Source organism: Streptomyces sp. AB3(2024) (genome assembly GCF_041862025.1).
Classification (GTDB): domain Bacteria; phylum Actinomycetota; class Actinomycetes; order Streptomycetales; family Streptomycetaceae; genus Streptomyces.
Genome location: NZ_JBGWAB010000144.1, coordinates 1 through 19,074, shown reverse-complemented (window position 1 = coordinate 19,074; position 19,074 = coordinate 1). Strand labels below are relative to the sequence as shown.

At 73.8% G+C, this 19,074-nt stretch carries 19 protein-coding genes; 18 read left to right on the top strand and 1 reads right to left on the bottom strand.

The genetic code is table 11. The annotated features are described in order from the left end of the window. Window positions 1-595: 595 nt before the first annotated feature. The 4 genes from ACEPPI_RS34895 to ACEPPI_RS34880 all read left to right on the top strand — a co-directional run bounded on the left by ACEPPI_RS34895 (window position 596) and on the right by ACEPPI_RS34880 (window position 4,056). The gene (locus ACEPPI_RS34895; protein WP_373919271.1) at window positions 596-1,417 is read left to right on the top strand and encodes a BTAD domain-containing putative transcriptional regulator; all 822 of its coding nucleotides are present in this window, start codon (window positions 596-598) and stop codon (window positions 1,415-1,417) included. Window positions 1,418-1,719: 302 nt separating this feature from the next. Beyond that, window positions 1,720-2,541, top strand: a complete 822-nt coding sequence (locus tag ACEPPI_RS34890; protein WP_266845283.1) for an AfsR/SARP family transcriptional regulator — start codon at window positions 1,720-1,722, stop codon at window positions 2,539-2,541. A 173-nt stretch (window positions 2,542-2,714) separates the two neighbouring features. After that, window positions 2,715-2,984, top strand: a complete 270-nt coding sequence (locus tag ACEPPI_RS34885; protein ID WP_373919268.1) for an acyl carrier protein — start codon at window positions 2,715-2,717, stop codon at window positions 2,982-2,984. A 106-nt stretch (window positions 2,985-3,090) separates the two neighbouring features. Then, the gene (locus tag ACEPPI_RS34880) at window positions 3,091-4,056 is read left to right on the top strand and encodes an aromatase/cyclase (RefSeq protein WP_373919267.1); all 966 of its coding nucleotides are present in this window, start codon (window positions 3,091-3,093) and stop codon (window positions 4,054-4,056) included. A 156-nt stretch (window positions 4,057-4,212) separates the two neighbouring features. Here ACEPPI_RS34880 and ACEPPI_RS34875 read toward each other — a convergent pair whose 3' ends face one another. Next, window positions 4,213-4,830: a ScbR family autoregulator-binding transcription factor gene (locus tag ACEPPI_RS34875; RefSeq protein WP_373919266.1), complete on the bottom strand. Its 618-nt coding sequence runs from the start codon at window positions 4,828-4,830 to the stop codon at window positions 4,213-4,215. A gap of 227 nt (window positions 4,831-5,057) precedes the next feature. Here ACEPPI_RS34875 and ACEPPI_RS34870 point away from each other — a divergent pair, with 227 nt between their 5' ends. The 14 genes from ACEPPI_RS34870 to ACEPPI_RS34805 form a co-directional block, all read left to right on the top strand. Continuing rightward, window positions 5,058-5,828, top strand: coding sequence for a response regulator transcription factor (locus tag ACEPPI_RS34870; RefSeq protein ID WP_266845275.1), 771 nt, complete (start codon window positions 5,058-5,060; stop codon window positions 5,826-5,828). 68 nt (window positions 5,829-5,896) lie between these two features. Continuing rightward, window positions 5,897-6,739 (top strand): hypothetical protein, encoded by an 843-nt coding sequence (locus tag ACEPPI_RS34865; protein ID WP_373919265.1) that lies wholly within the window; start codon window positions 5,897-5,899, stop codon window positions 6,737-6,739. A gap of 245 nt (window positions 6,740-6,984) precedes the next feature. Further along, entirely contained in the window at window positions 6,985-8,451 is a 1,467-nt protein-coding gene (locus tag ACEPPI_RS34860) for an FAD-dependent monooxygenase (protein ID WP_373919264.1), read from the top strand. 217 nt (window positions 8,452-8,668) lie between these two features. Then, a complete protein-coding gene (locus tag ACEPPI_RS34855) occupies window positions 8,669-9,316 on the top strand; it encodes a TetR/AcrR family transcriptional regulator C-terminal domain-containing protein (protein WP_373919263.1) in 648 nt (215 codons plus the stop codon). Window positions 9,317-9,353: 37 nt separating this feature from the next. Further along, window positions 9,354-9,686 carry a TcmI family type II polyketide cyclase gene (locus ACEPPI_RS34850; protein WP_356224984.1) on the top strand — a complete coding sequence of 111 codons (333 nt, stop codon included), beginning with the start codon at window positions 9,354-9,356 and terminating at the stop codon, window positions 9,684-9,686. A gap of 37 nt (window positions 9,687-9,723) precedes the next feature. Beyond that, on the top strand, window positions 9,724-10,992 hold the full coding sequence (locus tag ACEPPI_RS34845) for a beta-ketoacyl synthase (RefSeq protein WP_373919262.1): 1,269 nt from the start codon (window positions 9,724-9,726) through the stop codon (window positions 10,990-10,992). Further along, a complete protein-coding gene (locus tag ACEPPI_RS34840; RefSeq protein WP_373919261.1) occupies window positions 10,989-12,203 on the top strand; it encodes a ketosynthase chain-length factor in 1,215 nt (404 codons plus the stop codon). The genes ACEPPI_RS34845 and ACEPPI_RS34840 overlap by 4 nt, the downstream gene beginning before the upstream one ends. A 114-nt stretch (window positions 12,204-12,317) precedes the next feature. After that, complete coding sequence (locus tag ACEPPI_RS34835) at window positions 12,318-12,587, top strand: acyl carrier protein (RefSeq protein ID WP_266845263.1); 270 nt, start codon at window positions 12,318-12,320, stop codon at window positions 12,585-12,587. Between the two features lie 47 nt (window positions 12,588-12,634). Continuing rightward, on the top strand, window positions 12,635-15,001 hold the full coding sequence (locus ACEPPI_RS34830; protein WP_373919260.1) for an SDR family oxidoreductase: 2,367 nt from the start codon (window positions 12,635-12,637) through the stop codon (window positions 14,999-15,001). Between the two features lie 181 nt (window positions 15,002-15,182). Further along, a complete protein-coding gene (locus ACEPPI_RS34825) occupies window positions 15,183-16,661 on the top strand; it encodes an MFS transporter (RefSeq protein ID WP_373919270.1) in 1,479 nt (492 codons plus the stop codon). 11 nt (window positions 16,662-16,672) lie between these two features. Next, on the top strand, window positions 16,673-17,035 hold the full coding sequence (locus ACEPPI_RS34820; protein WP_266845259.1) for an acyl carrier protein: 363 nt from the start codon (window positions 16,673-16,675) through the stop codon (window positions 17,033-17,035). Further along, a complete protein-coding gene (locus ACEPPI_RS34815) occupies window positions 17,032-17,877 on the top strand; it encodes a 4'-phosphopantetheinyl transferase superfamily protein (RefSeq protein WP_373919259.1) in 846 nt (281 codons plus the stop codon). The genes ACEPPI_RS34820 and ACEPPI_RS34815 overlap by 4 nt, the downstream gene beginning before the upstream one ends. Window positions 17,878-17,881: 4 nt before the next feature. Then, window positions 17,882-18,832, top strand: a complete 951-nt coding sequence (locus ACEPPI_RS34810) for an ACP S-malonyltransferase (RefSeq protein WP_373919258.1) — start codon at window positions 17,882-17,884, stop codon at window positions 18,830-18,832. Between the two features lie 90 nt (window positions 18,833-18,922). Beyond that, window positions 18,923-19,074: acyl-CoA carboxylase epsilon subunit (locus ACEPPI_RS34805; protein ID WP_373919269.1), on the top strand; the 152-nt coding region annotated here is incomplete at its 3' end.

The window sequence follows — 19,074 nt, the reverse complement described above, 5'->3', positions numbered from 1 at the left end:
GGATACTTTTTATTTTTAAATAAATAAAAAATTTTTTCGGGTCGGGCTGCTTGTGCGTTTGTCGGGGGAGCGGCGGGGGGGGGGGGGGTCCGCGGGCCGCAGGGCGCTCTCCGCCGGCCCGTCGGCGGAGGGGGCGGCCCTGCCGTTCGAGCGGTGTTCCGGCGGGGCTCCGGCGTCGTTCCAGTGACTGCCGAGCGCGAATGCCGGTGAGCAAACCGCTAAAGCGGTTTGTATTGATTGCGCCGGTGGCGCGGGGACGCCCTTCTGTGGTCTGAACCTGGCGGCGGGCCGGCCCGCGGGGAAGGGCCACAGGGGCGTGCGACCCAACCACATGGTCGGTTCTCAGCCGTTTCGTGGCCGCCGGACGCCCCTTCCAGGGTGACTCTTCCTGCCCTCCGGGCCCCTGGAGAGGCCCCTCATCGGCCTTCTGGCCAGGAAAGTCCCAGTTCAGGGGGTGCGCTTCAGGGGTCGATGCGGCCACCGGGGGGCTAAAAACGGTACAGCCGGTTTGGTATTGACAAACCGGCCCGGCTGTTTTTTGCTCATTCCAGCGAAAGTCGAGGGCTCATCCATGGACGAAGCAGGGGAGTACGGCGTGGACATCGATGTACTGGGCGCACTGACCGTGCGGGAGAACGGGGTCTCCATCACGCCGACCGCCGCCAAGCCCCGTCAGGTGCTGGCCCTGCTCGCGCTCCACGCGGACCAGGTGGTCCCGGTGTCCGCGCTGATCGAGGAACTGTGGGGCGAGCAGCCGCCGCGCAGTGCCCGTACGACGCTCCAGACGTACGTGCTGCAGCTGCGCGGTCTGATCGCCACCGCACTGGAGGGCACCGACGGGACGCGGACCCCCAAGGACGTGCTCGTCACGCTGCCCGGCGGCTACATGCTCAGCAGCGCCGGCGGGACCAGCGACGTCCGCGAATTCGACCGGCTGGCCGGAATGGGCTACCGGGCGATGGACGCGGGCGACTTCCCCGGTGCCGCGCGGCTGCTGCGCGAGGCGCTGGCGCTCTGGTCCGGGCCGGCCTTCGCCGACGTGGAGGGCGGCGTCCAGCTGGACATGGAGACGCGGCGCCTGGAGGAGACCCGGCTGTGCGCGCTCGACCAGCGCATCGAGGCCGACCTGCGCCTGGGCCGGCACCGCGAACTGCTCGCGGAACTGACGGTCCTGGCCAGCCGCTACCGCATCCACGAGAACCTGCACGGGCAGTTCATGCTCGCCCTCCACCGCTCCGGCCGCCGCGGCGAGGCGCTCAGCGTCTACCAGCGGCTGCGCGCCACCCTCGTCCGCGAGCTCGGCATCGAGCCGTCCTCCGCGCTGCGCGGTCTCCAGCGGTCGATCCTGATGAGCGGCCCGGAGAACCCGGCGGAATCCCCGGAGACGGCCCGCAAGCGGCTTGCCCGAGTGGGCTGACGGATCATTAAAAGATCATTCGCCCACTCCTTTCCGGTACCTCCCGGAAATCCGTGGAACGAATTTGCGGATCAGGCAAGCGGAACAGAGGCGACCGAACCGATCTGCGGGCTGAGCAGGGTTTCTGGCAGCCAATCGGAAGGCGGCGTTTCGAATCCCGCGGCTGTTCGCCCCCTTCGGAGGTCTGCTCGACGTCGGCTTGAGAACACGGTGACGCCGCCCTGGGCTGCCTTACCGTCATCGGGTCGAATACTGAAAACCGTGAGTATCTCGACAAAATAACGGAGGGGAGACGGGAGACCGTGGAGATTCAGGTTCTGGGTCCGTTGAGTGCCGAGGTCAACGGGGCATCGATCGTTCCTACGGCGGGCAAGCCGCGTCAGATCCTGGCGCTTCTCGCGCTCTACCCGGGCCGGGTGATGCCCGTACCGACCCTGATGGAGGAGATCTGGGGGACCAAGCTCCCGGAGAGCGCCCTCACCACCCTGCAGACCTACATCCTGCAGCTGCGCCGCAGACTGGGCACCGCGATGGGGCCGGGCGCGCCCGGCACGGCCAAGGACGTGCTCGCGACCCGGCACGGAGGCTACCTGCTCCAGATCCCGCAGGAGTCGGTGGACGTCCACGCGTACGAGGCCCTGGTGGCCGGCGGCCAGAGCGCCTTCGACGAGGGCGACGACGAACGCGCGGCGCAGATGCTGCGCAAGGCCCTCGACCTGTGGCAGGGGCCCGCCCTCGTCGACGTCAAGGTCGGGCCGATCCTGGAGATCGAGGTGCTGCGGCTGGCGGAGAGCCGGCTGGTCACCACCGAGCGGCGCATCGACGTGGACCTGCGCCTGGGACGGCACAGCGAACTCCTCGCCGAGCTCACCGAGCTGATGGCCAGGAACCCGCAGCACGAGGGCCTGCACTCGCAGGCGATGGTCGCGCTGTACCGGTCGGGACGGCAGGCCACCGCGCTGGACGTGTACCGCAGGCTCCGGGCCCGGCTGATCGGCGAACTCGGCGTGGAGCCCTCGCAGCAGCTCCAGCGCCTGCACCAGGCGATGCTCCGGGTGGACCCGGCGCTCGACGTGGCCGCGGGCCCGCGCCGCAGCTCGACCTTCGACCTCTACGCGGCCTGACGCGACGGTCGTCCGGGTACGGCGGTCCGGGTACGGCGGGGCCGTGGCAGGGCGCGCGTCGACGGCTCCAGCGCGGCTGGCCGACGGCGTGAGCGGCTCTCCATCCGGTGGGACCAGGCTCGTCGCGACCCGGTGTGCGCCGACGCCCCGGTGGACGAGGGGAGAGGCAAGCCATGGACCGGCTGGAGCTCACGGAGCTGGCCCGCATCCTGCGGATCTGGGGAGGCGAGGAGGAGTGCGTGGAGCTGAGCGAGGACGTGCAGGACCTGTACTGGGACGAGCTCGGCTACGACTCGCTCTCCGTCCTGCAGGCCATCGGCTCCATCGAGCGGAAGTACGACGTCCTCCTCGACGGCGAGCTGCTCGAACGGGCGGACACGCCGAGGAGCTTCCTGCGGTGCGTCAACCGGGTCCTGCGCAGCCGGGCCGCCGCCGCGGTGTGATCGCAGGTACCGGCGGGGCCGGCCGCGTGCGGAAATCGAGCGACATTCCAAGGGGACTCCGGCGGATACAGACAGACTCTGCGTCAAGCGTTGAGAGAGGTGTCTGATGTCTGTCGAGCGAGTACACCGGATGTCACACGCGGTCGACGCGGCCGCACCGGCCGGGGTCCTGTACAACGTGGTGGCCGACACGGCGCCGTGGCCGCTGTTCCTGCCGGACACCGTGCACGTGGAGAGGCTTGAGTTCGACGGCACCACGGACCGGTACGCCCACTGGGCGATCGCGGACGGGACCGCGCGGCCGTCGCTGTGGCGGCGGACCCTGGACGCGCACCACCGCCGCGTCGGCTTCCGCCAGGAGCGTCCGGCCGACCCCGTGACCACCTCCGGCGGCTCGTGGAGCGTGGAGGAGCTCGCTCCGGGCTGGTCGCGGCTGTCGCTGGAGCAGGACATCACCGTCGCCGGGAACCGGACGGCGGACGTCGCGCGCGTGCTCGCTTCCGCGCAGGCCGAAGCCCATGGCGTACTCGGCCGGCTGGCCGCCCTCGCGGAGCGCTGGCAGCGGCTCGACGGGCTACTGCTGTCCTTCGAGGACTCGGTGCGGATCCCGGGACCGGCCGAACCCGTCCACGAGTTCCTCTACCGGGTGGGCTCCTGGCCCGGCCGGGTCGCGCACGTCGTGGGCGCCGACGTCACGGAGGACCGCCCGGGGGTGCAGCGCACCCGTCTGGTCAACCTGGCCGACGACGGCTCCGCGTACACCACGGAGGAGGTGCGGGTGTGCTTCCCGGCGGCCGGCCGCATCGTCTTCAAGCGCACCCGGCCGCACCCCCTGCTGGCCGCGCACGCCGGGGAGTGGTCCGTCGAGCCGGACGCCACGGGGGTCACCGTGGTGTGCCGGCACGACGTGCTGCTCGACGAGGGCGCGGTCGAGCGGATGCTGGGACCCGGCGCGGATCCCGCGCGGGCGGGCCGGCACGTGCGGGAGGTGCTGGGCCGGGAGAGCCGGGCCACCCTGGAGCCCGCGCAGCAGTACGCCAGGGAGTCGGTCAGGAGCCTGCGGCCGGTGTGAGCGGGCCGACGGGACCCGGCCCCTGGCCCGTACCCCCGATCGCGGGGTACGGGCCAGGGGCCGTTTCCGGTTGTCCGTCATGTCCGTCATGTCCGTCGTGCACGTCGTGCACGTCGTGTCCGTCGGCGGTCGGCGGGGCGGGGGCCGCCCGGCGCGTCAGGAGCCGCGGCCGGCGGCGCCCAGGGCGCGCAGGGTGGCCGGGGCCGCCAGACAGGGCATGACCACCCGCCAGAACCCGGCCAGCGTGCGCGGGGCGAGCCACTGCGGGTCGTCCCGGCCGAGCACCTCGAAGCCGAGCGTGGCGGCCACCACCGTCGTGGCGACGCTCTGGCGGTTGAGGCCGGGCAGCAGGGCGTCCTCGTGCGCCGCCTCCGTCAGCAGCCGGTGGACGTACTCGTGCCACTCCCCGGGCAGGGCGAACGACGACGGGTAGGTGGGCTCCCGGCTGAGCTGGAAGCCGGCCCGTGCCACCACGTCGGACAGGAGCAGCCCGGCGAGGGCCTGGGAGCTGTCCGCCAGGGCCTGGAGGGCCGAGGTGCGCCGCGCGTACACCTCCCGGGCCGCCGCGCGCAGCGCCCGCGCGGCAGCCGCCTCGACGGCCGCCGCGATCGCGGCCTTGTTCTCGAAGTGGAAGTGCAGCGCGCCCGGGCTGACTCCGGCTCCGACGCTGATCATGCTCAGCGTCGCCTCTGCGTACCCGCGCCGTCCGAACACCCTGGCCGCCGATTCGATCAGTGCGCGGCGGGTGCGGACAGCGCGTTCTTGTTTGATCACGCATAGCTCCTGTATCAGTTTCCTTCTATTATTAAACCGTCCCGTTGGTATTGGAAGCGGGTGTGGGTCCCTCCGGATGGCCTGTTCTGCATGGTTTTTCGCCTACCGATGGCCCGATTTAACCCTTTTATCGAGAGCCTGGCTGTGTTTTGTGGGCTTTGACAAACCGACGCAGCGGTTTGTATCTTCTTGACGTTGACCCAACCGAGCTTGAGGGAGGGGGGCAGATGAACCAGCGGACCATGGCTGTGCTGGAACCTCACACAGTCGCCGCGGGAGCGAACGGCGGTTTCTCACCGGCCGAAGGGCCGAGAACACCGCAGCACACGCCGACGCAGTCGGCGCTGTGGCGGATCCTCATCGTGGAGAGCAACTCGGCCGAGGCCGAGACGCTGGCGCGCGGTCTGCGCCGGCACGGGCACGAGGTCGACATCGTGGGTACCGGCGGCGAGGCGCTGCGCAGCTACGTGGACGCCGACCTGGTGCTCCTGGACCTGGAACTGCCCGACCTGGACGGCCTGGAGGTCTGCCGGGGCATCCGCGCCGCCCACGAGATCCCCCTGATAGCGGTCACCGCCCGGGGCAGCGAACTCGACCGGGTCCTCGGCCTCCAGGCGGGCGCGGACGACTACCTGGCCAAGCCCTACGGATTCCGCGAACTGATGGCCCGCATGGAGGCCGTCATGCGCCGGGCGCGCCCCACCCGGCCCGTCGCCGCCACCATCACCCGTGGTCCGCTGCGGATCGACTCGGGGACGCGCGAGGTGACGCTGGACGGGGTGCCCGTCGAGACCACCCGCAAGGAGTTCGACATGCTCTACCTCCTCGCGTCCCATCCCGACACCGTCATCCCCCGCAAGATGCTGATGCAGCAGGTGTGGGGCGACTCCTGGTCCCGCCGGACCGTGGACACGCACGTGAGCACCCTGCGCAACAAGATAGGCGCCGGATGGATCATCACCATCCGCGGCGTCGGCTTCCGGTTCGGCCAGGGCTGAGCCCGGCCCGCCCCGCGCACCCGCGCGGGAGCACGCAGACCACCGCAACGAGCCGAGGGGGGAACGACATGACGGTGACGGCACTGTGTCACGGGGAGGGCTGCCGCGGCGCCGGAGCCGACGGACGCCCCCGCCGGCGTACGGTCCGGGACGGCCGGCTGTGCCGGACCTGCCGGGACCACCTGTCGGCGGGCCTCGGCGAACTGGCGCACCTGTACGAGGAGTGCGGGCGCGTCCTCGGCGGGACGACCCCCGGCAGCCTGCGCGAGCGGACGACCGGCGGTGAGCTGCCCGGACTCCCCTTCAACGGGGCCGCGGCCGACGTACGGGCCCGGATGGTTTCCGTGCTCGGCTCCTGGGGCGGCCTCGTCGCACAGGAGCGCGGGCTCCCCGCACCGCCGCGCACCGTCGCCGACCTGACCGCCTTCCTGCAGCGCAACGCCGACTGGATCGCCGCCCACCCGGCGGCCGCGGAGGCCTCCGAGGAGATCGCCCGCCTGGTCCGGTCCGGACGCCGCGCCGCCTTCCCCGAACCGGCCCGCACCTTCCGCCTCGGCGACTGCCCCGAGCCCGGCTGCCCCGGAGCCCTGGCCCTGTCCGTCCGCGACGCGGACCGGAGCGCCGGCCGGGCGGTCGTGTGCGACAGCGACCCGGCCCACCGCTGGACCAGCGACCGGTGGAGCGAGCTGAGCGACTCCATGGAGGCCGGGCGGGCACCCGCCGCCGCACCGGCCACCGAACGCTGGCTCACCGCCGGTGACATCGCGCAGCTGTGGCACACCCCGACGGGGACCGTGTACCGGCTGGCGAGCGAGGAGCGGTGGCGCCGGCGCAACCGCGCGGGCCGTACATACTACAGCGAGAGCGACGTCCGCGCCTGCTTCGACCGCCGCGCCGCGGCCCGCGCCTGAGCCGCGACTCCGCCGGCCGACCGCACGACGGTCCGCCGGGATCCGCACGGCGACGGGCGGAGCCCGGAGGGAGCGGTCTGACCTGGTCTTGACATTCCCTTGGCCGTTCCCCGACCCACCGGACCGGCCCTTGTGGAACCTGACCGAGTCCTGAATCCAGCACCATTGAACGGCCGCTCGCGTCCGAAGAACCTTGTAGTCAAGATCCGGTGCACTGTCTCCGGAGGCGAATTCAAGGAGTCGTGATGGACGCACCGGTCATCGTCGTCGGCGCGGGCCCCGCGGGCATGATGCTCGCGGGCGAACTGCGGCTGGCGGGAGTCGCCGTCGTCGTCCTGGAGCGCCTGGAGCGCCGCACGGGCGAATCGCGCGGCCTCGGCTTCACCGCGCGCACGCTGGAGACCTTCGACCAGCGCGGCATCCTCGCGCGCTTCGGCGACATCGAACGCAGCACCCTCGGCCACTTCGGCGGCCTGCCCCTCGACTTCGGCGTCCTCGACGGAGCCTGCCAGGCGGCCAAGACCGTTCCGCAGTCGGTCACCGAAACGCACCTGGAGGAATGGGCCACGGGCCTGGGCGCCGACATCCGGCGCGGCCACGAGGTGCTCGCGCTGCGCGAGGACGAGGACGGCGTCGAGGTCGAGGTGCGCGGGCCGGACGGGGTCCACACCCTGCGCGCGGCCTGGCTGGTGGGCTGCGACGGCGGGCGCAGCACCGTGCGCAAGGCGGCCGGCTTCGACTTCCCCGGCACGGCCGCCACCATGGAGATGTACCTCGCCGACATCAAGGGCATCGAGCTCAAGCCCCGCATGATCGGCGAGACCCTGCCCGGCGGCATGGTGATGGTCGGTCCGCTCCCCGGCGGCACCACCCGCATCGTCGTCTGCGAACGCGGCACCCCGCCGCGGCGGCGCCAGGCCCCGCCGTCCTTCGAGGAGGTCGCCGCCGCCTGGCAGCGGCTGACCGGCGAGGACATCTCGGCCGCCGAGCCGGTGTGGGTGAGCGCCTTCGGAGACGCGGCCCGGCAGGTCACCGAGTACCGGCGCGGCCGCGTCCTGCTGGCGGGCGACGCCGCGCACATCCACCTGCCCGCCGGCGGGCAGGGCATGAACACCGGTATCCAGGACGCCGTCAACCTCGGCTGGAAGCTGGCCTCCGTGGTCCGGGGCCGGGCGCCGCGCGCCCTGCTCGACACCTACCACGGGGAACGGCACCCGGTCGGCAGGCGGCTGCTGATGAACACCCGCGCCCAGGGGCTGCTGTTCCTGAGCGGCGCCGAGGTGCAGCCGCTGCGCGACTCCCTGCGCGAGCTCATGGCGTACGAGGACGTGGCCCGCCACCTCGCGGCCATGGTGACCGGACTGGAGATCAGCTACGACGTCGGCAGGGGCGGCCACCCGCTGCTCGGCCGCCGGATGCCCGGACTGGAACTGGACGGGCCCGGCGGGCGGACCTCCGCCACCGCGCTGCTGCGCCCCGCCCGGGGCGTCCTGCTGGACCTGGCCGACAACCCGCGGCTGCGCCGGCGCGCCGCCGCCTGGGGCGACCGGGTCGACACCGTCACAGCCCGCCCCGCCGGCCCGCCCGGAGGCGAGCTGCCGGACGACACCACCGCACTGCTGATCCGCCCCGACGGGTACGTGGCCTGGGCCGCGCCCGGCAGCCACCAGGATCTGCCGATGGCCCTGGAACGCTGGTTCGGCCCCGCATGAGGCCGGCCGGCCACCCCTGAGCATCGCGCGCCCGGCGCCCGTCGCCCCCACGGGACGCGTTCCGACGGGCCGCGTCCCGACGCCCGCAGCCCGACCCGCCCGCGTCCCGACGGCCATCGCGCCGGTCCGGGGGAGCGGCGCGTCCGGCTGCCCGCGGACGAGCACCTCAAGAGCACCGCACGCGCATCCCCGAGCACCTCACGAGGAGAGACCACCCATGGCAACGCCCCTGGCAACCATCGAGCGAGCCCCGTCCGGACCGGCCGGGGAGCGCCGTGAGATCGTCCGGGCCGCCCGTACGGTCCTGGCCCGCGAGGGCTGGACGCGCTGCACCGCCGGGGCCACCGCGGCCGAGGCGGGCGTGCTGACGGACACCGTCGCGCTGCACTTCCCCGACCACGAGCAGCTGCTGCTGGGCGTCCTGCTGGACAGCTCCGCCTCCGTGGCGGCGGCCCTCGCGGCCGTCGCCGACAGCTACCTCGAAGAGATCACCGACCTCGAAGCGGACCTCATCGCCCTCGGCCGGGCCTGGCTCGGACCGCTGGAGGCCTTCCGCGAGCACTTCGCCATCGTCCGGCACATCAGCGCCGAGGTCAGCCGGCTGCCGACCGAGGCCGTCGAGAAGTGGCAGGCGGCGGGTCCCCGGCAGGCCCGTCGCGAACTGGCCCAGCGGCTGCGGCGCCTGGCGGTCCGCGGCCTGCTCGACATCCCCGACGCCGACCAGGCGGCGGAACGGTTCATCCTGCTGGTCCCCTCCACCGTCGTCCAGCGCTCCTTCCTGGGCGCGCTGCCGGTGCCCCAGGAGGAAGCCGACGCGCTGATCGCGGACGGCGTCGCCGACTTCATCCGCCTGTACCACGCCTGACCCCCTGCCCTCCCCTCACGGAAGCGAGAGACACCGCATGCAGCACAGCAACCTGATCGTGGCGCGGATGGACAGCATGTCGAAGGACCAAGTGACCCGTCTCTTCACCGAGTTCGACAAGACGGACATGCCGGAGCGGATGGGCACCCTGCGCCGTCGCCTGTTCATGTACAAGGGCCTCTACTTCCACCTCCAGGACTTCGCCGACGACGACGGCGGCCGGCGCATCCAGGAATCCCGCACGGATCCGCGCTTCATGAGGATCAGCCACGACCTGCTGCCCTTCATCCAGCCCTACGACCCGGCCACCTGGCGGACCCCCGCCGACGCCATGGCCACCCGCTTCTACGACTGGTCGGCGTCCGAGTGAGCACCGGCCGGGCCGACACGAGGGGAGGGCCGTACCGGTGGCTCGCCGGGTAGTGATCACGGGGCTCGGGGTGCTGGCGCCCGGAGGCATCGGCACCCGCGACTTCTGGAGCCTGCTCAGTTCGGGGCGCACGGCGACGCGCGGGATCACCCGCTTCGACCCTTCCGGCTTCCGCACCAAGGTGGCCGCCGAGGCCGACTTCGACCCGCTCCTGCACGGGCTGACCCCGCAGGAGGTCCAGCGCATGGACCGGGCCGCGCAGTTCGGCGTGGTCGCGGCGCGCGAGGCGCTCGCCGACAGCGGCCTCGACCTCGCCGCGCTCGACCCCCACCGCACCGGGGTCAGCGTCGGCACCGCCGTCGGCGCGATCGGCGGACTCGACCGCGCCTACCGGGTGGCCGGCGACGACGGCCGCCTCGCCCAGGTCGACCACACCCGGGCGCCGGAGCACCTGTACGAGCAGTTCGTGCCCAGTTCCTTCGCGGCCGAACTGGCCTGGACCGCCTCGGCGGAGGGACCGGCCACGGTGGTCTCCACCGGCTGCACCTCCGGGATCGACGCCGTCGCCCACGCGGCCGACCTGATCCGCGAGGGCGTCGCCGACATCATGGTCACCGGAGCCACCGACGCCCCGATCACCCCGCTCGTCCTGGCGGGCTTCGACGCGGTCAAGGCCACGACCTCCTACGACGACCGGCCCGAAGCCGCCTCCCGGCCCTTCGACGCCACCCGCAAGGGGTTCGTCCTCGGCGAGGGCGCGGCCGTCTTCGTCCTGGAGGAGCTGGAGAGCGCCCGTCGGCGCGGCGCGCACCTCTACGCCGAGATCGCCGGCCACGCCTCCCGGTCCAGTGCCCACCACATGACCGGGCTGCGCCCCGACGGCCGCGAACTGGCGGAAGCCGTCACGGTGGCGCTCGACGAGGCCCGGCTCTGCCCCTCCGACCTCGACTACGTCAACGCGCACGGCTCCGGCACCCGGCAGAACGACCGCCACGAGACCGCCGCGTACAAGCTGGCCCTCGGCCGGCACGCCTACCGGACCCCGATCAGCTCGGTGAAGTCGATGATCGGGCACTCGCTCGGCTCCATCGGCTCCATGGAGATCGCCGCGTCCGTCCTCGCGATGGAGCACCACGTGGTGCCGCCCACCGCCAACCTGCGCACCCGGGACCCCGAGTGCGACCTCGACTACGTCCCGCTCGTCGCCCGGGATCACCGCACCGATGCCGTCCTGACCGTCGGCAGCGGGTTCGGCGGGTTCCAGAGCGCGATGGTGCTGGCCCGCCCCGACAGGAGGACCGCATGAGCAGGACCCTGGTCACCGGTATCGGAGTGGCCGCCCCCAGCGGGCTCGGGGTGGAGGACTTCTGGGCGGCGACCCGGGTCGGCAAGAACGCCATCGCGCCCGTCACCCGCTTCGACGCCTCCTCCTACCCCGCCCGGCTGGCCGGGGAGATCCACGGCTTCGACCCCGCCGAGCACCTGCCGGGACGCCTGATCCCGCAGACCGACCGGGTCACCCAGCTCGCCCTCGTCGCCGCCGACTGCGCCTTCGCCGACGCGGGCCTGGCACCGGGGGACATCCACCCCTGCGACATGGGCGTGGTCACCGCGGCCGGTTCCGGGGGCATGGAGTTCGGCGAGCGGGAGCTGCACAACCTCTGGAGCCGCGGCGCCAAACACGTCAGCGCCTACCAGTCCTTCGCCTGGTTCTACGCCGTCAACAGCGGGCAGATCTCCGTCCGCCACGACCTGCGCGGACCCGCGGGCGTCGTCGTCGGCGAACAGTCGGGCGGGCTCGACGCCCTCGCCCACGCCCGGCGACAGCTGCGCAAGGGCACCCGGCTGATCGCCGCCGGCGGGTTCGACTCCTCCCTGTGCTCCCTGGGCTGGGCCGCGCACCTGGCCGGCGGACTCGTCTCCACCGTCGCCGAACCCGAGCGCGCCTACCTGCCCTTCGACGAGGCGGCCGCCGGCTACGTACCGGGCGAGGGCGGAGCCCTGCTGATCCTGGAGGACGAGGACGGCGCCCGCGCCCGCGGGGCCCGCACCGTCCACGGCGAACTCGCCGGTCACGCCTCCACCCTCGACCCACGGCCGGGCAGCGGACGCGAGCCCGGCCTGCGCCGGGCCATCGACGCGGCCCTCGCCGACGCGGGCGTCCACCCCGTCGAGGTCGACGTGGTCTTCGCCGACGCCGCCGGGACCCCCCGCCTCGACCGGGAGGAGGCCGAGGCCATCACGGCCGTCTTCGGGCCCCGGGGGGTGCCGGTCACCGCGCCCAAGACGATGACCGGCCGGCTGAACTCCGGTGCGGGGATGGTCGACGTGGCCGCGGCGCTCCTGGCGATGCGCGAGGGGCTCATCCCGCCGACCACCAACGTCACCCTGTCCCCCGCCTACGACATCGACCTGGTCACGGCGTGCCCCCGCACCGCCTCGGTGGAGACCGCCCTGGTCCTCGCCCGCGGCCGCGGCGGCTTCAACTCCGCGGTCGTACTGCGTTCCGTCGACTGACGGACGCCGCCCGCCGGCGTCCGCCCACCCCGCTCCCGTCCGGCCCGGACGAGAGCTCCCCGTACCCCGCCGCCGCGACTGGCCGGCCGCGGAAGACCGATGAAGGGACCCTCCGTGTCCAAGCAGCAGTTCACCTTCGACGACCTCAAGCGCATCCTCCTGGAGGGCGCGGGCGCCGACGAGGGCGTCGACCTCGGCGGCCCCATCCTCGACACCGACTTCGAGTCGCTGGGCTACGAGTCGCTGGCCCTCCTGGAGACGGGCGGTCGGATCGAGCGCGAGTTCGGCATCACCCTCGACGACGACGTCTTCTCCGACCACAGCACCCCCCGTTCGCTCGTCGAGGCCGTCAACGAGAGCCTCCGGGCCCTCGTCAGCGCCTGACGCGGACCGTCCCCACCACAGCCTGGCCCAAGAGAGGGAGTACGCCCATGGCCATCGAGCAGGACTGCACCGAATCCCAGGTGATCGTGGTCGGCGCGGGCCCTGTCGGTCTGCTGCTCGCCGGGGAACTCCGGCTCGCGGGCGCGGACGTGGTGGTCCTCGACCGGCTCGCCGCGCCGACCACCGAATCCAGGGCCTCCACCCTGCACGCCCGCACCATGGAGATCCTCGACAGCCGGGGTCTGCTCGACGCCCTGGGCGACGTACCGGGCGAGGAGGCCGGCCACTTCGGGGGGATCCCCTTCGGCCTCGGCCTCCCGGGCCCCCACCCCGGGCAGTGGAAGGTCCCGCAGGCCCGGCTGGAGGAACTGCTCGGGCAGTGGGCCGCCGACCTGGGCGCCGACGTGCGGCGCGGCCACGAGCTGACCGGGCTGTCCGACACCGGCGACGGGGTCCTCGCCGAGGTGCGCGGCCCCGACGGCACGGCCCTGGCCTTCCGGGCCGCGTACGCGGTCGGCTGCGACGGCGAGAACAGCGCCGTGCGCCGGCTGGGCGGCTTCGCGTTCCCGGGCACCGACGCCGGGCGCGAGCTGCTGCGGGCCGACGTGACGGGCATCGACGTCCCCGCCCGCCGCTTCGAGCGGCTGGAGGGCGGACTCGTCGTCGCGGCCCGCCGCCCCGACGGGGTGACCCGGGTGATGGTGCACGAGTTCGGGGCGCCGCCCCGGGGCGCGGCGCCCTCCTTCGAGGAGGTCGCCGACACCTGGAAGCGCATCACCGGCGAGGACATCGGCGCGGGCACCCCGCTGTGGGTGAACTCCTTCGGCGACGCCTCCCGCCAGGCCGCCCGGTACCGCCGGGGCCGGCTCTTCCTCGCGGGGGACGCGGCGCACCAGCAGATGCCCGTCGGCGGCCAGGCCCTCAACCTCGGGCTCCAGGACGCCTTCAACCTGGGATGGAAGCTGGCCGCCGCGGTCACCGGACACGGCGGCGGGGAACTCCTCGACAGCTACCACGAGGAACGGCACGCCGTCGGGCGGGCCGTGCAGGGCAACATCAGGACACAGGCGCTGCTGCTGCTGGGCGGACCCGAGGTCGACGCGGTCCGCGAGGTGTTCGCGGAACTGACCGGCCACGAGGACGTCCGCGCCCACCTGGCCGGGATGATCTCGGGCCTCGACGTCCGCTACGAGGTCGGACCGGGCGACGGCCCGCTGCTCGGGCTGCGGCTGCCCCCCGTCGACCTCGTCGGGGAGGAGGGGGCCACCACCACCTCGGAGCTGCTGCGCCAGGGCCGCGGGCTGCTGCTGCTGGCGCCGGGCGGGGAGGCCCTCGGGGCGCGGCTGCGCGCCGCCGCGGGGCCCTGGGCGGACCGGGTGCGCGTCGCGACGGCCGCGTCCGCCCCGGCGGACGGGCGGGACCTGCCCGGCGGCGCCGCCGTGCTGGTCCGGCCCGACGGGCACGTCGTCTGGTCGGACACCGGGCGGGGCGCCGACGGGACGGACGCGGCAGGGACGGGCGACACCGCCCTGACGGCCGCCCTGGAACGGTGGTTCGGGGCGGAACCGGCGCGGGGCCCGAGCCGCCCCGCCCGCCGGGACCCGGTCACGGTCGCGCCGGCGGCGGCGCCGGTACGGGAACGGAGCAACGGTATGGAGCGCCTCGCAGGCAGGACGGCCCTGGTCACGGGATCGAGCCGGGGCATGGGCCGGGCGGCCGCGATCCGGCTGGCCGAGGAGGGCGCGCTCGTCGCCGTCCACTACACCAGCGACGAGGCGGCCGCCCGGGAGGTCGTCGCCTCGGTCGAACGCGACGGGGGCCGCGCCTTCGCGGTACGGGCCGAACTCGGGGTCCCCGGGGACGTGGACGGGCTGTTCGCCGTCCTGGAACAGGACCTGCTGGACCGCACCGGCAGCACCGACCTGCACATCCTGGTCAACAACGCCGGGGTGATGGGCGGCGTCGGAGCGGACGCGATCACCCCCGACCAGTTCGACCGGATCTTCGCGGTCAACGCGAAGGCCCCGTTCTTCCTGATCCAGAGGGCGCTGCGGAACATGCCCGACGGCGGCCGGATCATCAACATCTCCTCCGGCCTGACCCGGTTCGCCAACCCGGACGAGATCGCCTACGCGATGAGCAAGGGAGCCCTCGAACAGCTCGCCCTGCACTTCGCGAAGGCCCTCGGCCCGCGCGGCATCACCATCAACTCGGTGGCGCCGGGCATCACGCGCAACGGCAACCCGGTCTTCGACGTCCCCGAGGCCGTCGAACAGATGGCGGCGCTGTCCACCTTCAACCGCGTCGGCGAGCCCGATGACGTCGCCGACGTGGTGGCCTTCCTCGCCACCGACGAGGCCCGCTGGATCACCGGCTCCTTCGTCGACGCCACCGGCGGCACCCTGCTCGGCTGAGCCGGCCGCCGCCGGCCCCAAGACCGTCGGCGCAACCCCGCGCCGCGCCGGCGACGGGGGGGGGGGGGGGGGGGCCCGGGGGCCACCCCCCCCCGCCCCCCCGCCTCCCCTTTTCCCGTGGCGCCCATGGCGCTCGCGGTTCCCGTGTCCCGCCGTATCCACCGTCTGGCGAAACGTGAGCATGCAGTACCCGACGAGAACCCCGCCCGTCGGCGAGCGGCCCCGGGCCCGGTCGGCCCTGGTGTCCGTACTCGCCGCGAACATGCTGGTCGACGCATTGGAGGTGTCCGCGACCCTGGTGGCGCTGCCGTCCGTCGGCGATGACCTCGCCCTGACCGTCCCCCAACTGCAATGGCTCGTCAGCGGGTTCGCCGCGGGGTTCGGCGGGCTCCTGCTGCTCGGCGGCCGGCTCGTCGAACACCTCGGCCGCCGTCCGGTCTTCCTCGCCGCGCTCCTCGTCTTCGCCGCCGCCTCGCTCGTGGGCGCGCTGACGGACAGTGCGGCCCTGCTGACCGTCACCCGCGTGGTCAAGGGCGGCTGCGTGGCGCTGACCGCCCCCACGGGCCTGGCCATCGTCATGGCGGCCGTCCCCGACGGCCCGGCCCGCCGCCGCGCCGTGTCCCTCTACTCCTTCTTCGGCGCCGCCGGGTTCTGCTCCGGGCTGCTCCTGTCGGGGCTGCTCACCGGCTCCGGCTGGCGCTGGACCTTCGCGTTCCCGGCCCCCGTCGCCCTGCTGCTGTTCGCGGCAGGCCTGGTGCTCGTACCGCGGGACCGGCCCGGTCCCCGCCCTGCGGCCGGGGACCGGTGGCGGGCGGTGACCGCCGCGCTCGGGCTGACCGCGACCGTCCTGCTGCTGGTGGACGGACTCGCCGGCCTCGGCGCTCCGGCCGGGCAGCGGCGCCGCGCGGCCCTCGCGTTCGCGGGGGCGCTGGTGTGCGCCGCCGTCCTCGTACGGGCCGAACGCACGGCCGCGCGCCCGCTCCTGCGGACCGCGCTGCTGCGGCACGCGCCGCTGCTGCGCTCCGCGCTGGGGGCGGCCGCGCTCAACGGCTCGTACGTGGGCTTCCTGCTCATCGCCACCCTCCACCTGAGGGAGGCCGGCTGGAGCCCCTGGCAGACCGCGCTGGCCTTCCTGCCGGCCGCCGCACCGCTCGCGCTGAGCGCCCTGCACTCGGCGCGGATCGCCACCCGGCTGGGCCCGGCCCGCGCCGTCGCCGCGGGCGCGGCCGCCGCACCGCTCGGCTACGCCCTCTACCCGCACACCGGCGGGGGGCCGGTGCACCACACCGACCTGCTGCCCGCGACCGCCTGCGTGGGCGTCGCGTTCGTGCTGGCCTTCACCGCCCTGCACCTCCAGGCCACCGCTTCGCTCCCGCCAGGACTCCAGGCGGCGGGGGGCGGGCTCTACCAGACCTGCGTACAGCTAGGGGCGGCCCTGACGGTGGCCCTGACGTCCGCGTTGTACGCGGCCGGCCGGGGCCCCGCGCTCTGGCTGGTCACCCTCGTCGGCCTGGCCGGTGCGGGCGTCGCCCTCGGTGGGCTGGCGCCCGCGCGCGGCCGTCACCCTCCCGTGCCGGGATCCCCTCGTCTTCCCGACCCGGCACTCCCGACCACGGACGGCCGGGGACACCCGTCCGTCCCGACCCGGAAAGCACTATGAACACACTCCACATGTCACAGACATACGAGACAGACAACGGCCTGGTCCACATGACCCGGCCCGACATGGCGATCCTGTCCACGGCCGGGCTGCGCGAGCGCACCCGGATCCTGGAGCAGTACGTCCGTGAGGAACTCGGCCGCATCCTCGGGATCGAGCCGCACCTGGTCGACACCACGGGCCGCCCCATGGGCTGCCTCGGGATCGGCTCGATCTCCGGTATAGAGCTCCAGTACCGGATGGAAGCCACCCTCGGCGTCGACGTGAACCTCCAGCGGCTGCTGCTGGCCAACAGCGCGCAGGAACTCATCGACTGCCTCGCCGGCCAGCTCGGCCCCGAGGCCCACCTGCACGGGGCTGCGGTGACGGCATGACGACGACGACCCTTCTGCCGGCCAAGCGCCCGGTGGTGAACCACCAGGACCTCGCGCGCCCCGACTTCACCCTGTCCGCCGACCGTGTCGACCTGTGGCTGATCCGCCGCCCCACCGGGGCGGGCGCCGAAGCCCTGGCCCTCGACGACCTGGACGAGGCGGAGCGCAAGCGCACCGAATCCTTCATCCGCAGGTCGGACGGCCTGCTCTACGCCGCCGCGCACGTCGCGGTGCGCCGCCTGCTCGGGCGGTACACGGCCGTCGCGCCCCAGGACGTCCGCTTCATGCGCGAGCCGTGCCCCGGGTGCGGAGAGCCGCACGGACGCCCCGCCCTGTCGCCCCCGCCGCCGCCCCTGCACTACTCCCTCTCGCACAGCGGGGGAGTGGCCATGGTCGGTGTCGCCACCGTGCCGCTGGGTGTCGACGTGGAGAAGCTGCCCGGCGCGGAGACGGTCGACATCTGCTCCAGGGCGCTGCACCCGGACGAGCAGCTGGAGATCGCGGAGGCGGCGTCCGGAGAGGAGCGGCGACAGCTGTTCGGTCAGATCTGGACCCGGAAGGAAGCATTCCTCAAGGGCATCGGGACAGGGTTGAGCCGTTCGCCCGCCGAGGACTACCTCGGCACCGACCAGGACCGTCACCCCGACGGCTGGACCATGGTCGGCGTCCCCGCCGACGCCACCCACGCCGCGGCGGTCGCCGTGACCGGGCCGGTCCCAGCGGTGGTCGACGTCCGGTGGGTGCCCGACCACTGGCTCTCCGCCGACCACACGGTCTGCGGGGCCACCGCCCCCGGACCGCTTCCCGCGGTCCACGCCAGCCGACCGCAGATAGGGACGTGACCGGATGACCCGCACCGCCTTCGTCTTCCCGGGACAGGGCTCCGCCCACGCCGGTCCGGCAGCGGAGCTGCTCGCCCTGCGGCCGGACCTCGCCGCCACGTACTACCGCACCGCCGACGACATCCTCGGCATCCCGCTCGCGCAGCTCCTGCGGGACGGCTCCGCCCGGGCGTTCGAGGACCCGGCGGTGGCCCAGCCGGCCGTCTTCCTGACGAGCCTGGCCGTACTGGAGGTGCTGCGCGGCGAGGGCGTGGAGCCGGACGCGGTCGTCGGGCACAGCCTCGGCGAGTACGCGGCGCTGGTGGCGGCGGGCGTCCTGGAGTGGACGGAGGCGCTGTGGCTCGTCCGGCTGCGCAGCGAGCTCGTCGCCACGGTCGGGGACCGCATCGGCAGCTCCACGGCCGCCGTCAGCGGTCCGGGCCGCGCGGACCTGGCGCGACTGTGCGCCGAGGCCCGCGCGGCCACCTCCCGCGTCGTGGAGGTGGCCGGGGACAACGGACCCCGCCAGACCGTGGTCTCCGGGGAGGCGCAGGCGGTGGCCCACGTCGCGGCGGCGGCCGGCGCGGCCGGGGCCCGGGTGACCTGGCTGCGCACGGGCGGCCCCTTCCACTCCAGCCTGCTGCGCGAGGCCGAGGCGGAGTTCACCGAGACGCTGATCGCCACGGAGTTCCGCGATCCGGCCGTGCCGCTCGTCTCAGGTGTCACCGGCGGATGGGTGGCCACCGCCACCGAGGCCGTCGTCGCCCTGCGCAGCCAGCTCACCACCCCGGTGCGCTGGACCCAGGCCGTCGGGACGCTCGCCGCCTCGGGCACCCACCGGTTCGTGGAGGTGGGCCCCGGCCAGGTGCTCGGCGGGCTGGTCCGCCGCATCCTGCCCGAGGCCCGGATCCACGCCACGCACACCGCCGAGGGCCTGGCCGGGACGCTCGCCGCCCTCGCCCCCACCCCCGTCTGAGGGCCGCGGCCCCGGGCGGGGCCGAGGCCGCAGTCATGCAGACCCGCCGCGGCGGCCGCGGACGGGAGGTCACGACCCGAGGAGCAGTCCGTGGACACCCATCAGCAGGGCCAACTCGTGCGTCTGGTGCGGGGGCGGCCCGACACCGAGCAGCTGGCGGCGCTGACCGCCGCGGTCCTGGCCCGGGCGGCGGCCTACGAGGGCCAGCACGGCGGCACCGCCGGCGGCGGGCCCGCGCTGGC

Bases quoted from the DNA above. Each gene is read 5' to 3' on its own strand.
- ACEPPI_RS34885 (WP_373919268.1), top strand. From the start codon at position 2,715: ATGGACCGGCTGGAGCTCACGGAGCTGGCCCGCATCCTGCGGATCTGG.
- ACEPPI_RS34880 (WP_373919267.1), top strand. From the start codon at position 3,091: ATGTCTGTCGAGCGAGTACACCGGATGTCACACGCGGTCGACGCGGCC.
- ACEPPI_RS34840 (WP_373919261.1), top strand. From the start codon at position 10,989: ATGAGCAGGACCCTGGTCACCGGTATCGGAGTGGCCGCCCCCAGCGGG.
- ACEPPI_RS34825 (WP_373919270.1), top strand. From the start codon at position 15,183: ATGCAGTACCCGACGAGAACCCCGCCCGTCGGCGAGCGGCCCCGGGCC.
- ACEPPI_RS34855 (WP_373919263.1), top strand. From the start codon at position 8,669: ATGGCAACGCCCCTGGCAACCATCGAGCGAGCCCCGTCCGGACCGGCC.
- ACEPPI_RS34870 (WP_266845275.1), top strand. From the start codon at position 5,058: ATGAACCAGCGGACCATGGCTGTGCTGGAACCTCACACAGTCGCCGCG.
- ACEPPI_RS34820 (WP_266845259.1), top strand. From the start codon at position 16,673: ATGTCACAGACATACGAGACAGACAACGGCCTGGTCCACATGACCCGG.
- ACEPPI_RS34850 (WP_356224984.1), top strand. From the start codon at position 9,354: ATGCAGCACAGCAACCTGATCGTGGCGCGGATGGACAGCATGTCGAAG.
- ACEPPI_RS34810 (WP_373919258.1), top strand. From the start codon at position 17,882: ATGACCCGCACCGCCTTCGTCTTCCCGGGACAGGGCTCCGCCCACGCC.
- ACEPPI_RS34815 (WP_373919259.1), top strand. From the start codon at position 17,032: ATGACGACGACGACCCTTCTGCCGGCCAAGCGCCCGGTGGTGAACCAC.
- ACEPPI_RS34860 (WP_373919264.1), top strand. From the start codon at position 6,985: ATGGACGCACCGGTCATCGTCGTCGGCGCGGGCCCCGCGGGCATGATG.
- ACEPPI_RS34865 (WP_373919265.1), top strand. From the start codon at position 5,897: ATGACGGTGACGGCACTGTGTCACGGGGAGGGCTGCCGCGGCGCCGGA.
- ACEPPI_RS34830 (WP_373919260.1), top strand. From the start codon at position 12,635: ATGGCCATCGAGCAGGACTGCACCGAATCCCAGGTGATCGTGGTCGGC.